Origin of the sequence: Streptomyces sp. NPDC020898 (genome assembly GCF_044333925.1) — a bacterium.
Classification (GTDB): Bacteria; Actinomycetota; Actinomycetes; order Streptomycetales; family Streptomycetaceae; genus Streptomyces.
In genome coordinates, this window is the sequence record NZ_JBIRRV010000002.1 from 370,780 (window position 1) to 384,404 (window position 13,625).

General features: G+C 70.8%; 12 protein-coding genes. 6 read left to right on the forward strand and 6 right to left on the reverse strand.

The window, feature by feature from the left end; translation table 11 throughout:
- Positions 1-177 precede the first annotated feature (177 nt).
- Both ACH4TV_RS09595 and ACH4TV_RS09600 read left to right on the forward strand, forming a co-directional pair.
- Positions 178-2,982: a DEAD/DEAH box helicase gene (locus ACH4TV_RS09595; protein WP_398395991.1), complete on the forward strand. Its 2,805-nt coding sequence runs from the start codon at positions 178-180 to the stop codon at positions 2,980-2,982.
- A gap of 836 nt (positions 2,983-3,818) precedes the next feature.
- Positions 3,819-4,712 carry an alpha/beta fold hydrolase gene (locus tag ACH4TV_RS09600; RefSeq protein WP_398395993.1) on the forward strand — a complete coding sequence of 298 codons (894 nt, stop codon included), beginning with the start codon at positions 3,819-3,821 and terminating at the stop codon, positions 4,710-4,712.
- A 16-nt stretch (positions 4,713-4,728) separates the two neighbouring features.
- Here the strand turns inward: ACH4TV_RS09600 and ACH4TV_RS09605 are convergent, their stop codons facing one another.
- Positions 4,729-5,628 (reverse strand): NYN domain-containing protein, encoded by a 900-nt coding sequence (locus ACH4TV_RS09605; protein WP_398395995.1) that lies wholly within the window; start codon positions 5,626-5,628, stop codon positions 4,729-4,731.
- 209 nt (positions 5,629-5,837) lie between these two features.
- Between ACH4TV_RS09605 and ACH4TV_RS09610 the strand changes: the two genes are divergently transcribed.
- Positions 5,838-5,990 (forward strand): hypothetical protein, encoded by a 153-nt coding sequence (locus ACH4TV_RS09610; protein ID WP_007384531.1) that lies wholly within the window; start codon positions 5,838-5,840, stop codon positions 5,988-5,990.
- A gap of 120 nt (positions 5,991-6,110) precedes the next feature.
- Here ACH4TV_RS09610 and ACH4TV_RS09615 read toward each other — a convergent pair whose 3' ends face one another.
- From ACH4TV_RS09615 to ACH4TV_RS09625, 3 genes are all read right to left on the reverse strand, one after another.
- The gene (locus tag ACH4TV_RS09615; protein WP_398395997.1) at positions 6,111-6,716 is read right to left on the reverse strand and encodes a MarC family protein; all 606 of its coding nucleotides are present in this window, start codon (positions 6,714-6,716) and stop codon (positions 6,111-6,113) included.
- 49 nt (positions 6,717-6,765) lie between these two features.
- Entirely contained in the window at positions 6,766-7,623 is an 858-nt protein-coding gene (locus ACH4TV_RS09620) for a PHP domain-containing protein (protein WP_398395999.1), read from the reverse strand.
- Positions 7,624-7,823: 200 nt separating this feature from the next.
- Positions 7,824-8,465 (reverse strand): DUF6758 family protein, encoded by a 642-nt coding sequence (locus ACH4TV_RS09625; protein WP_398396001.1) that lies wholly within the window; start codon positions 8,463-8,465, stop codon positions 7,824-7,826.
- 187 nt (positions 8,466-8,652) lie between these two features.
- On the opposite strand from ACH4TV_RS09625, the gene ACH4TV_RS09630 reads away from it, so the two are divergent.
- Positions 8,653-9,939 (forward strand): MFS transporter, encoded by a 1,287-nt coding sequence (locus ACH4TV_RS09630; protein ID WP_398396003.1) that lies wholly within the window; start codon positions 8,653-8,655, stop codon positions 9,937-9,939.
- A 70-nt stretch (positions 9,940-10,009) separates the two neighbouring features.
- Here the strand turns inward: ACH4TV_RS09630 and ACH4TV_RS09635 are convergent, their stop codons facing one another.
- Positions 10,010-10,606, reverse strand: coding sequence for a suppressor of fused domain protein (locus ACH4TV_RS09635; protein WP_398396006.1), 597 nt, complete (start codon positions 10,604-10,606; stop codon positions 10,010-10,012).
- Positions 10,607-11,136: 530 nt separating this feature from the next.
- Here ACH4TV_RS09635 and ACH4TV_RS09640 point away from each other — a divergent pair.
- Together ACH4TV_RS09640 and ACH4TV_RS09645 are read left to right on the forward strand one after the other, a co-directional pair.
- Positions 11,137-12,252: a magnesium and cobalt transport protein CorA gene (locus tag ACH4TV_RS09640; RefSeq protein ID WP_398396008.1), complete on the forward strand. Its 1,116-nt coding sequence runs from the start codon at positions 11,137-11,139 to the stop codon at positions 12,250-12,252.
- A gap of 14 nt (positions 12,253-12,266) precedes the next feature.
- Positions 12,267-12,788 carry a hypothetical protein gene (locus tag ACH4TV_RS09645; RefSeq protein ID WP_398396010.1) on the forward strand — a complete coding sequence of 174 codons (522 nt, stop codon included), beginning with the start codon at positions 12,267-12,269 and terminating at the stop codon, positions 12,786-12,788.
- A 111-nt stretch (positions 12,789-12,899) separates the two neighbouring features.
- Here ACH4TV_RS09645 and ACH4TV_RS09650 read toward each other — a convergent pair whose 3' ends face one another.
- The gene (locus tag ACH4TV_RS09650) at positions 12,900-13,607 is read right to left on the reverse strand and encodes a hypothetical protein (RefSeq protein ID WP_398396577.1); all 708 of its coding nucleotides are present in this window, start codon (positions 13,605-13,607) and stop codon (positions 12,900-12,902) included.
- Positions 13,608-13,625: the final 18 nt, after the last annotated feature.

Sequence of the window (13,625 nt, forward strand, 5' to 3'; positions counted from 1 at the left end):
CGTGAGGCGGCCGACTTTTTCCGGCACGGTCCCGACACGACCCCCGCGCTCGCCTCGCACCGCGTACACAGAAGAGGCATTGCCCTGACTACCACTTTCCGCGATCTCGGGATCCTTCCCGAGACGGCCGAGGCGCTCGAAGCCGTCGGCATCGTCACCCCCTTCCCCATCCAGGAGATGACCCTCCCCGTCGCCCTCACGGGCACGGACGTCATCGGCCAGGCCAAGACCGGCACCGGCAAGACGCTCGGCTTCGGACTCCCGCTCCTGGAGCGCGTGACCGTCCCCGCCGACGTCGAGGCCGGCCGCGCCAAGCCCGAGCAGCTCACGGACGCCCCGCAGGCCCTCGTCGTCGTCCCGACGCGCGAGCTGTGTCAGCAGGTGACGAACGACCTGCTGACGGCCGGCAAGGTCCGCAACGTGCGCGTTCTCGCCATCTACGGCGGCCGGGCGTACGAGCCGCAGGTCGAGGCGCTCAAGAAGGGCGTCGACGTCATCGTCGGCACCCCGGGCCGTCTCCTGGACCTCGCGGGTCAGAAGAAGCTCGACCTCAAGCACATCCGCGCGCTCGTCCTCGACGAGGCCGACGAGATGCTCGACCTGGGCTTCCTGCCCGACGTCGAGAAGATCATGAACATGCTGCCGCCCCGCCGTCAGACGATGCTGTTCTCGGCGACCATGCCGGGCGCGGTCATCGGTCTCGCGCGCCGCTACATGTCGCAGCCCACGCACATCCGCGCCGCCGCGCCGGACGACGAGGGCAAGACGGTCGCGAACACCGCGCAGTACGTCTACCGCGCGCACAACATGGACAAGCCCGAACTGGTCGCGCGCATACTGCAGGCCGACGGCCGGGGACTGGCCATGGTCTTCTGCCGTACGAAGCGTACGGCGGCCGATCTCGCCGACCAGCTCGCGCAGCGCGGCTTCGCCTCCGGCGCCGTCCACGGCGACCTCGGCCAGGGCGCCCGCGAACAGGCGCTGCGCGCCTTCCGCAACGGCAAGGTCGACGTCCTCGTCTGCACGGACGTGGCCGCGCGCGGTATCGACGTCGAGGGTGTCACGCACGTCATCAACTACCAGTCTCCCGAAGAGGAGAAGACGTACCTGCACCGCATCGGCCGTACGGGCCGCGCGGGTGCCAAGGGCATCGCGATCACGCTGGTCGACTGGGACGACATCCCGCGCTGGCAGCTGATCAACAAGGCGCTGGAGCTGAAGTTCAACGACCCGCCGGAGACGTACTCCACGTCCCCGCACCTGTTCGAGGAACTGAGCATCCCGGTCGGCACGAAGGGTGTGCTGCCTCGTTCGGAGCGCACGCGTGCCGGTCTGGGCGCCGAGGAGGTCGAAGACCTCGGTGAGACGGGCGGACGCGGTGGCCCGCGCGGTCGCGGCGGCCGTTCCGGTGGCCCCTCCGCCGCCCCCGCCGCTGCTTCCGCGCCCTCGTCGGAGCGCGAGCGCCCGGCACGTACGCCGCGCAGTCGCCGCCGTACCCGTGGCGGGGCCGCCTCGGACGCGCCGGTCACGTCCGGCAGCCCGGTCACCGAGGCACCCGCCTCGTCCGAGCAGCCCACCGAGCGCCGTACGCCGCGCCGCCGTCGCCGCACGCGTGGTGCCGCCGCGGAGCCGCTGGCAGCCGCCACGGCAACGGTCGTCGAGCCGTCGGCCGAGGCCGCGGTCGCGACGGCGGAGGGCACTGTCCCCGAGCCGTCGGAGCAGCCGCGCCGTCGCCGCAGCCGCAGGACGGCGGAGCCGGCGCTGACCGCCCCCGCCGAGATCGTCCCTGCCGAGGCCCCGGCGGCCCCCGAGGCGGAGACGCCCCAGGAGCAGCCGCGCCGTCGCCGTACCCGCAGGACCGCCGAACAGACGGTCACGCCGGTCGTGACGACGGAGACAGTCGTCGAGCCCGTCACCGAGCCGGCCCCGGTCGTCGCGGAGACCAAGCCGCGCCGTGCGACGCGCAAGGCGACCGTGGCTGCGGAAACGGCCGTGGACACCGCCGAGGCAACGGAGACGAAGCCGCGTCGGGCGACACGCAGGGCGACGACGGCTGCGGAAGCCGTCGTCGACACCGCTGAGGCCGTCGAGGCCAAGCCGCGCCGCCGGACCCGTAAGGCCGCGGAGCCCGTCGTGGCCGTGGTCGAGGCCGTTACGGAGACGCCGGAGCCCGAGGCCGTCAAGCCGCGCCGGACCCGCAAGGCCGCGGTGACCGCTGTGGACACGGTCGAGGCCACCGAGGTGATCGAGGCCAAGCCGCGCCGTGCGACGCGCAAGGCCACGACGACTGCGGAAGCCGTCGTGGACACCGCTGAGGCGGTCGAGGCCAAGCCGCGCCGCCGGACCACCCGCAAGGCCGCCGAGCCTGTCGTCGCGGCGGACACCGTGACGGCCGACATCCCGGCCCAGCCGACCTCGGCCGAGGCGACGGAGACGAAGCCGCGCCGTGCGACGCGCAAGGCGACGGCGACCGCTGCGGAGGCCGCGGTCGACACCGCCGAAGGCGTCGAGGCGAAGCCGCGCCGCCGGGCCACGCGCAAGACCGCCGAGGCCCCGGTCGTCACGGAGACGGAATCGGCGGAGCCGAAGCCGCGCCGCGCGACCCGCAAGGCGACGGCAACGGCGACGGAGGCCGCGGTCGACACCGCGGAGGCCAAGCCGCGCCGTACGACCGCCCGCAAGGCCGCCGCAGCCGCACCGGCGGCGGAAGCCGCCGTGGACACGGCCGAGGCAACCGAGGCCAAGCCCCGCCGTCGCACGACACGCAAGGCGGTCGCGGCCCCGGAGACCGTGACGGCCGACATCCCGGCCCAGGCCGCGGACGAGGCGGAGGCCAAGCCGCGCCGCCGGGCCACGCGCAAGGCCGCTGAACCGGCGGTCGTGGCGGAGCCGGCCTCAGAGGCCACCGAGGCAAAGCCCAGGCGCCGCGCCACCCGAAAGGCCACGGTCACCGCTCCGGTCACGGAACCCGCGGACGCCTGACCCCCGCGGAGGGCCCGTCCCTCCGCAACACCGGCAACACCCCCGACGGCCCGGCCCACCCCACCAGGTGGCCGGGCCGTCGGCGTTGCCACAGATGCCGTGGCCGCCCCGCATACCCCGGGCGCCGAGCTCCCGCTGCACGCCCTCAGCGCCGAGCCCTCCCCGCCGCCCTCAACCACCCAGGCCGTCGGGGGACGCCCAGGCACCATGGCCGTCCCCGCACACCCCAAACGCCGCTCACCCCTGCACCGAACCCCGCCGCCCTCAAGCGCCCAAGCCATCAACGCACGCCTAGCCACCACGACCCCGGCACCCCACACCCCAGACACCGAACGGCCGCCACTCACGCCCAGCACCGAACCCCCGGTGCCTCCAAGCACCCGAGCCACCGGCGCACGCCCCGGCACCATGGCTGTCCCCGCACACGCCAGCACCGACCCCCGCCATCGGCCCCAGGCCATCAGTGCTCCCCCAAACACCATGGCCCCGGCCCGGGCTCCCGCCCCGGACACCGAACCGTCAGAGTTCGCCCAGGCTGCCGAACCGCCGCCCTGAGCCCACCGGCTACCCCAGCACCGGCCCGAGCTCTCTGGCCACCCCACCCACCTCAGCCGCCCTAACCACCTCAGCCACCTCAGCCACCTCAGCCACCTCAGCCACCAGCCCGAGCCCTCCCACCACCGAGCGGCCCTCAGCCCCGACCCCAGCGACCAACTCCAACCCCAGCCCACCGAACCCCAGGCACCACTCCCGGCCCATCAAGCCACCCCCCTCTCAGGCCCCCGCCCACCCGAGCCACCGACCACCCCCGCAGGTTCGCCGGATAACCTCGGCACATGAGCAGGCCTTCGACCTTCGCCCCGCCCCCCGGTGCCCGTGCGTACGCCCTGCGTACCGCGCGTGGTGAGTTCGCCGTCATCGATGCCGCCATGGATGGCGGCGTCGAGCCCAAGGGGACCGTTCTGCTGCTGCCCGGGTTCACCGGCAGCAAGGAGGACTACATCGGGATGCACGAACCGCTGGCCGCGCGCGGGTACCGTACCGTCGCCGTGGACGGGCGCGGGCAGTTCGAGTCGCCGGGTCCCCGGGACGACGAATCGGCTTACGCCCAGGCCGAGTTGGCGCAGGACGTGCTCGCGCAGGCGGCGGCCGTCGGCACCCCCGTGCATCTCGTCGGGCACTCGCTCGGCGGACAGATCGCCCGGGCCGCCGTGATCCTGGACCACTCCCCCTTCCTCTCGCTGACCCTCATCTCCTCGGGCCCCGCCGAGATCTCCGAGGCACAGCAGCAGCGCGCGAAGCTGCTGCGGGACGCGCTCGCCGTGATGACCATGGCCGACGTCTGGGAGGCCATCCAGGCCATGGACGACCCCCAGACCCGCGCCGGCGACCTCGATTCCGTGGACGCCGTCGACGCGGGGCTCGACGACCGCGAGGATCTGCGCCGCCGCTGGATGGGCAACAGTCCGGCCCAACTCATCGCCACAGGGCGTCAGTTGTGCGCCGAGCCGGACCGGGTGGCGGAACTCGCCACCGTACCGCTGCCCTTCCATGTCCTGTCCGGTTCGGAGGACGGCACCTGGGCCGTCCCCCTCCTCGACGACATGGCCGTACGACTGCGTGCGCACCGGACGGTCGTGGCGGGAGCCGAGCACTCCCCCAACACGGACCGCCCGCTGGAGACCGCCCGCGCTCTCGCCGACTTCTGGGACACCGCAGCGGACCGGTGAGCGCGTGAGGTGAGGGTCAGTACTGGGTCTGAAGGTGCTCCCAGAACCCGTCCCGCAGCGACCGTCGCAGCTCGGCCTGCCCGCGCAGCGAGTACTGGAGCAGCCCCTCCGCCTCCACCAGCAGGTCCTGGTCGACGGACCCGGGCAGATACGGATGCCCGGGCAGCAGCTCGACCAGTGCCTCGCGGCCTCGCGCGGCCAGCCACTTCGCCGCGATCTGCGCGCCCACGAACCGGACATCCTCGCGCGAGGGCCGCGCTCCCGCCGAAGAGTCGTACGACGCCGCCGTGCGCCGGGCGACGTACGGCTTGAAGAAGTCGAGGTCGAACGTGCGCTGGCTGTCGACCTCCCAGAGGAGCGGCTCGGCCTGGTTGCGGCCCTCGGGCGCCTCGATGCCCCACAGGTGGACCCGTGCCCCGTACCCCTGGGCCGCCTCGACCGCCGACACCAGGTCCTCGTCGCCACCGATGAGCGCGGCGTCGCTGATCGCGCGGTGCCGGGCCAGTGACTCCAGGTCGGTGCGGATCAGCGAGTCGACGCCTTTCTGCTGGTTGTTGGCGTTGAGGTTGCCCAGGCGAACCTTCACATCCGGCAGTTCCGCGATCGCCTGCTGTTCGATGGTGTGGATGCGGCGCCGGGCACCGTCGTACCAGTAGACCCGCAGCAGCCGACTGTCCGCGAAGATCGTGCGGGCCTTGTCGATGAGCGCCTCGATGAGACCTTCCGCGTCCAGTTCGTAGGAGCGGCGGTCCTCGGTTCCGGCGACGAGCCGTCCCGCCGCCGCGTACAGATACCCGGCGTCGACGAAGATCGCGTGCGTCGAGGGTGTCTTCGCCACCTCGGCGAGCATCCGGTGGAGCAACTCGTTCGTGCGGTCGATGCGGGCGCTCAGCTCCGCGTGGTCGTCGTTGTTCATATGCCTCCATTGTCTCGGTGGTCACGCTGCGAACACAACCGGTCCCGGTCAGTCTCCTACACGCCTTCTATACGGCTCTTACCGGTCGGTAGTTAGACGTTCGAAAAATTTATTTAGCGTAGGGAATGTTCGTAACACGCACGTAGTTGTCTACCTACGTAACGCAAGTAGTTCTCCTCAGGAGGATGACCAGACGAAGGGAGAAGCCCATGCGCTTCGAAATCATGCGTCTTGACGACGTCGACGGCACCCCCGTCGACAGTACGGTCGTGGACGCCGCCTCCGTCAACCGGATCGTGCAGCAGGCCGCCGCCATAGGACAGCGCCTCTGGATCCGCCCGGCCGACACCTCGGCCTCATAACGCGCGTATCGCGCGGATGACGCTCGCGGACGACGAGCAGACTTCGGAACCCCCGTACGGCACATGCCGTGCGGGGGTTCCGCTTATCGGCTTGTCGGCGCCCGCAGCCGCCAACACCCATCAGCTCTGCTGAACCACCAGAGTGACCCCGTTGATGATCTGCTGCACGGCGATCGCGGACAGCATCATCCCCGCGAGCCGGGTCACCAGGACCACGCCCCCGTCCTTGATGACGCGGATGATCACCAGCGAGTACCGCATCACCACCCACAGCACGACATGGACCGCCAGGATCGCCGCCCACACCGACACCTGCATGGCCGCGCCGTCCGCCTTCTGCACGGCCAGGATGACCGACACGATCGCACCGGGCCCGGCGAGCAACGGCATGCCGAGCGGTACGAGGGCGACGTTCACGTCCTTGGTCTGCTTGGGCTCGTCCGTCTTGCCGGTGAGCAGGTCGAGGGCGATCAGCAGGAGCAGCAGCCCGCCCGCGATCATCAGGGCGGGCACGGAGACGTGCAGATAGCCCAGGATCTGATGCCCGAGCAGCCCGAACACGGTGATCACACCGCCGGCCACACAGACGGCCTGGAACGCCATCCGCTTCTGCACCCGGGCGGGCCGCCCGGCGGTGAGCGCGAGGAAGATCGGGGTGATCCCGGGGGGATCCATGATCACGAAGAGGGTGAGAAAGAGCGAGCCGAAGACAGCGACGTCGAACATGGGTGAGCAAGCCTTGCGTAGGTACGGGGACGGTGAGCGCGGGTGACTGTCAGGCTCCGCCGGCCCCCGGCACCGGGAACGCCCCGGTGGCCCGCCGCGTGATCTCCCCGTACACCTCGGGATCCGTCACGTTCTCCCCGAGCACGCACGTCTTCCGGCTGCCGTGGTAGTCGGAGGAGCCGGTGGCCAGCAGCCCCAGCTCCGCCGCGAGGCCCCGCAGCCGCGCCCGCGTCGCCGGTTCGTGGTCCATGTGGTCGACCTCGAGCCCGTCGAGCCCGGCGGCGGCCAACTCGGCGATCGCGGACTCCGGAACCGTCCGCCCCCGCTTGCTCGCCGCCGGGTGCGCGAAGACGGCCACCCCGCCCGCCCCCTTGATCAGCCGCAGCGCCTCGAAGGGATCGGTCTCGTGCTTCGGTACGTAGGCCCGGGCGCCGTCGGCCAGCCAGTCCCCGGTGAACGCGTCGTTCACGGTCGGTACGACGCCCAGCTCGACCAGCGCCGTCGCGACATGCGGGCGGCCCACGGATCCGTCGCCGGCGATCCGCGCGACCTGCTCCCAGGTGACGGGCACGCCCAGCTCCTGGAGCTTGGCCACCATGCCCCGGGCCCGCGGCACCCGGTCGTCGCGCACCAGCTCGCGCTCGGCGAACAGCGCGGGCTCCTCGGGATCGAACAGGTAGGCCAACATGTGCATGCTGATCCCGTCGAGCCGACAGGACAGCTCGGCGCCGGTGACCAGCGTGAGCCCGGCGGGCAACGCGGCGATCGCCTCGGCGTACCCACGCGTCGTGTCGTGATCGGTCAGCGCAACGACGTCCAGCCCGGCCCCGGCAGCGTTCCGCACCAGCTCGGCAGGCGTGTCCGTACCGTCGGAGGCGGTGGAGTGGCAGTGCAGATCGATGCGCACGGTGCGAACTCCAGGCGACGACGGGGCAGAACAAGACGCGCCAAGCATAACGGCCCCCAGAGGCCCGCCTGTCACACCTGAACCCAGCATCCGACCCTTACAAGGGCGGACCTATAGGGGCGCGGGGAACTGCGCGACAAGCCCCCACCGACCCGCACGCGACACGGAACCCAAGACACCCCAAAAAACGCGACCAACCTCTACGGCTCAAGCAACCGAGGCGACAACGCCCCGCAGGGAACCAGCTCCAACTCGGCCCCCGCATCCCGCAAATCCGTGAGCACCAGCTCGTCATACATCAGCAACCCGGACTGCTCGGGCCACACCACCGCCCACAACCACAACCCGAGCGCCTCACCCGCGAACACCGCACGGTCGTCGGGCCCGCCGGGGACATGCCACAACGGAGTGGGCCGCCCCGCCGCCAGCACCTTCGCCTCGGCCGGCTTCTCCACGTTCATGTACGGCCCCGGGTCGGGCCCGTCGATGCCCGCGTACCGCGCGCCGAGGCCGACACCGAGTTCCTCGGCGACCAGGATCAGCTCACCCATGCCGCCGAGCGGGCCGGGGCCCGAACAGGCCACCGCCGTCGCACGGCCGCCACTGCGGTCGTCGCCCGCACAGACCACGCCCGTGAAGAGCCAGCCGACCGGCAGCGGCCACGGCATCCACACCGGCACCTGCGTGCGGTGCACCACGACGCCGAGGGCCTCGACACTGGGCGGGATCGCGGGTTGCAGCGGATGCACCGTCCCGTGCACATCACACTGCCAGGAGTCGGCAAAGAGTCCGGGAGCCCTGACCCGGCCACCACACTTCGGGCAACTGGGTTCGCCCCTCATAGAGCCCCACGGTCCTCCCCGTCCTTCCTCACGTCAAGGACGATCACCCGTCCGGAGTGACACGTTTCCACCCTTTCCACCAGGTGAAAATAGATGCAGCTTGCACTCGTTAGCCGATCTAACTTAATATGTGTATAGACCAACGATCTATCCGCGGGTTGTGCCCGCGAGTCGTCAAGGAGCAGGCATGCGCAGCAGTACAGCCACCACGGAAAGCACGGGAGGCCCCGTCGAAGCCGACCCCTCCGAAGCCGATCCCTTCGACGCGGGAGCCGGCGGGCTGCTCCGGCAGCCGAAGGCCGTCTGGGCGACCGCCGGCGCGTCCGTCGTCGCCTTCATGGGCATCGGTCTCGTCGACCCGATCCTGCCGTCCATCGCCAAGGGCCTGGACGCCACGGCCGGCCAGGTCTCCCTGCTCTTCACGTCGTACTTCCTGATCACCGCCGTGGCGATGCTGGTCACCGGCTTCGTCTCCAGCCGGATCGGCGGCAAGAAGACCCTGCTGCTCGGCCTCGCGTTCGTCGTGGTCTTCGCGGGCCTGGCCGGCACCTCGGGCTCGGTCGCCGAACTGGTCGGCTTCCGGGCCGGCTGGGGCCTCGGCAACGCGCTCTTCGTCTCGACGGCCCTCGCGGTGATCGTCGGCGCGGCGGCCGGCGGCAGCGCTGCGGCGATCCTGCTGTACGAGTCCGCCCTGGGCCTCGGCATGGCCTGCGGGCCCCTGGTCGGCGCGCTGCTCGGCAACGCCAGCTGGCGCTACCCCTTCTTCGGCACCGCGTTCCTGATGGCGGTCGGCTTCCTGTGCGTCACGGTGTTCCTCAAGGAACAGCCGAAGCCGGCCCGGAAGACCTCGCTGCTCGACCCGCTCAAGGCGCTCGGCCACGGCGGCCTGGCCTCCGCCGCTGTCTCGTCCTTCTTCTACAACTACACGTTCTTCACCGTGCTGGCCTTCACCCCGTTCGTGCTCGACATGACGCCCTACAGGTCCGGGGCCGTGTTCTTCGCCTGGGGTGTCCTGCTCGCCGCCTTCTCCGTGCTCGTGGCACCGCCTCTCCAGCGACGGTTCGGCTCACTGAAGGTGCTCGGCGGCTCGCTGGTGCTCCTCGCCGCCGACGTACTGCTCCTCGGCTACGGCAGCCACACCACCGCCGTCGTCTGCACGATCCTCTCGGGCGCGTTCATCGGCGTGAACAACACCGTCTACACCGAGCTGGCGCTGGGTGTCTCCGACGCACCGCGCCCGGTGGCGAGCGCCGGCTACAACTTCGTGCGCTGGTTCGCCGCCGCCGCGGCCCCTTACTTCGCGCCGAAGATCGAGGAGTGGAGCAACGTCCGTATGCCGTTCGTCGTCGCGGCGGTGACGGCCGTGCTCGGCGCGGTGGTGGTCGTCGTACGCCGGAAGTCCCTCACCCACGAGGCCGAGGACCTGGAGACCCGGCACGCCACCGAGGACGGCGTCACCGTCTTCGCGAACTGAGGGCCAGGCCAACTGGCGCCTTCCGGGCGCCGGTTGGTGACATCGGTCACGTGGCCGTCGGACTCGGGCGTCAGTCCAGCGGGACGGACCTGCGGGCGGGGTCCCGGAGGTCCGTCCCGTTGGTGAGCCAGCGTTCCTGGAGAGCCTGGGCGCCGTGGACGCGCTTCCAGGCGGCCTCGTTCGGGGTCATCGGGAGGAGGGGGAGGAAGCGTACGGGGTCCAGGGGCTCGTCCAGCTCCAGGTCCTCGACCAGTCCTCCCGGTTCGGCGACCAGGACCGAGGTGAAGGGCGCCCCGGGCCAGAGCGGCTCGCCCACGTCGAGCGAGGCGCCGGGGGCCACGATCACACCCTCGACCTGCGGGGACGCGGCGAGGATCGCGAGCGGGCGCAGCACCTTGTCGGTGTCGGCGAGGCCGGCCCGGACGGAGATGACCAGTTCGGCGCGCGGGCCCTTCACCGGGTCGGCGAGCACGGCGGTGGGGTCGGCCATCGGCTGCGCGGACATGCCGAGCGTGGCGTAGCGCAGGATCTCCCCGTCCTGGTCGCGGTCCTGGAAACGCAGCACCTCGACGCGGTCGGTACCGACGAAGGTGACCGCGGCACGCGCGTCCGGTTCGCCCAGCGTCGTACGCAACCGGGCCTCGACCAGAGGAAGAACATCAGCCATGCAGCGAGCATAGAACTCGTCAGTTACGGGTAAACGCGCGCCTTGACAGTTCCGTCGGCTGTTACCCTAGGCCGGGTTCGGGGCAGCACGCAGAAGCGTCGCGATCGAGTCCCGACACCGCTGAAGTTCCCCCCAGGGGGCTCCCCTTGAAGGGGAATGGATCGTCCCTCACGAGGGACCGGCCGGAGGAGGTGGGGCTGCAATGGATCGAAGTCATCCGTGCAGTAGCACCCGCTCTTCCGCCCGCTGACGTAGTCGCTCCGGCCACTCCCGCTGGGTTGTCACCTCTCGCATTCGCGTCGTCTTCGCGTCTTCGCGGAAGAGCACTTGGTTTCGTTTTGCCTGATCCGTTTGCCTGATCCGTGTGATCTGCGTCAGTTCTGAATCAGTAGCGAAGCTCACCACCGCGACGGTGCGGTGCTCCCCGCTTTGTGGACGTGCCAACCATCCCCAGCCAGGACGTCCCCATTCCGGGCAGTTCCAGCCGTTGTCGGCGGTCTTTCGTTGCGTGTCGCGAAGGAGCCTGCCACATGTCGATGATCCACAACCTGCGTGCCGCGGTCCGCCCGTCCCGTCCCTCCCTGCGCAAGGACGGCGGTGCCTACGACACCACCCGCGACCCCTCGACGCCCTCCGCCGTCGTCGACTGCGCCGTCTACCGCGACGGCGCCCGCATCGACGTCTCGAAGTCGCTGACCCCGCACGAGGCGGTGCGCAAGGTGCGCCGCGACGGCGGCTTCGTATGGATCGGGCTGCACGAGCCGACCGAGGCCGAGTTCTCCGGTATCGCCAGCGAGTTCGGACTCCACCCGCTGGCCGTCGAGGACGCGATCCAGGCCCACCAGCGGCCCAAGCTGGAGCGGTACGACGACACGCTGTTCACCGTCTTCAAGACCATCCACTACGTCGACCACGCCGAACTCACCGCGAGCAGCGAGGTCGTGGAGACCGGCGAGGTCATGTGCTTCACCGGGCGGGACTTCTTCATCACCGTCCGGCACGGCGGCCAGGGCTCCCTGCGCGCGCTGCGCCACCGCCTCCAGGACGACCCCGAGCTGCTCGCCAAGGGCCCCTCCGCCGTGCTGCACGCCATCGCCGACCACGTCGTCGACGGCTACATCGCGGTCGCGGACGCCGTGCAGGACGACATCGACGAGGTCGAGACGGAGGTGTTCTCGCCGGGCCGCAAGGGCACCCCGCGCGGCACCGACGCCGGCCGGATCTACCAGCTCAAGCGTGAGGTCCTGGAGTTCAAGCGGGCGGTCTCGCCGCTCCTGCGGCCCATGCAGCTGCTGAGCGAGCGGCCGATGCGGCTGATCGACCCCGACATCCAGAAGTACTTCCGCGATGTCGCCGACCACCTCGCCCGGGTCCAGGAGCAGGTGATCGGCTTCGACGAGCTGCTCAACTCGATCCTCCAGGCCAACCTCGCCCAGGCTTCCGTCGCGCAGAACGAGGACATGCGGAAGATCACGTCCTGGGCCGCGATCATCGCCGTACCGACGATGGTGTGCGGGGTGTACGGCATGAACTTCGACTACATGCCCGAGCTGCACTGGAAGTTCGGCTACCCCGTGGTCATGACGGCCATGGTGGGCCTCTGTGTCGGCATCCACCGCACGCTGAAGCGCAACGGCTGGCTGTGACTACCCTTCTGCCCATGACTGACACGCTGCTCGACCGGGCCCTCGTCGAGGAGGCCACGAAGAAGTCCGGCCTCATCTGGGTCAAGGGCCCCGCCGGCCCCTCCCGCGCCCTGTGGCACGTCTGGCACGAGGGCGCGGCCGTCCTGGTCGGCGACGGGCCCGGTGAGCAGCCGCTGCCGGGGCTCTCCGAGGGGGCGGAGGCGGAGGTCACCGTCCGCAGCAAGGACAAGGGCGGACGGCTCGTCACCTGGCCGGCGACGGTCGTGGAGCTGGCCCCGCACTCCCCGGAGTGGGAGGCGGCTGTCGCCGAGCTGAAGGGCAAGCGCCTGAACGCGCCCGACGGCGAGGCCATGCCGGAGCGGTGGGCGCGTGAATGCAGGGTGGTGAGGTTGGTCCCGCACGCCGGAGAAACGCGTGCACTCCCCGACGGTTCACTGTCGGCGCCGCCACTGCCGACCCCGGCAACGACCCGGGAACCGATCCCGGCGGGGGTACCTCGTCTGCTGTTCAAGAAGCGCAAGCGGTCGGCCGGATAGGCGGTTCTTTCGCCTGCGGGCCGGTGGGGGCTGGTCGCGCAGTTCCCCGCGCCCCTTAAGGGGCGCTCTACCGCACCGGAGTTCACCAGTCCCGTTTGGACGCCCGGCCTCTCAGGACGACGGCAACTGCTGACCGTAGTCCACCGTCTCGTCCTTCTCCGGCTCCTCCAGGGGGAAATCCTTGCCCCAGTCGCTCAGCAGCAGCGTCCCCGCCCCGCCCGCGCGCACCAGCCGCAGGGGGTACGGGGAGCCCTCCAGGGAGACGTCCAGCGTGCCGCCGGAGCCCTCGTCGCCGGTGATGCGGATCGTGCGGACGCCCGACTGCTTGTGGCGGCCGTCCGTGGCGAGGCTGCCGTGCAGGGTGAGCAGACCGTCCAGGAGCACGTCCTTGTCCGTGAACCCGCTGAACTTCTTGTACGAGGGGTCGCCGACCGGCACCTTCACGTACAGGCCACCCAGCTTCTCGGCGGCTGCCGCGTCCGAGCCGCTGTCCTCCCCCTTGCCGTTGTCCTCGTGGCTCCAGAACGCGGCGTTGGCCTTCAGGAAGAGGTGCTCCCCGACCCTCAGCAGCCGGAACGTCGCCCCCTTCGAGGTGACCGACCCGGTGCCGCCGTCGTCCTTGAGGCGCATGTCGAGGGTGTACGTGGTCCCGTTGGTCACCACGCTCCCGGAGAGCCGTACGGAGGTGGCGGACTCGGCGGCGGTACGGGTCTTGGTCTGGATGGTGTCGGCCGGCAGCTTGCCGACCCCGTTCGTGCCCTCGTCCGGATCGGCGCCGCATCCTGTCAGCCCTGTCCCCGTCACGACCAGGGCGCACATCGCGCCCACCAGTCCGGC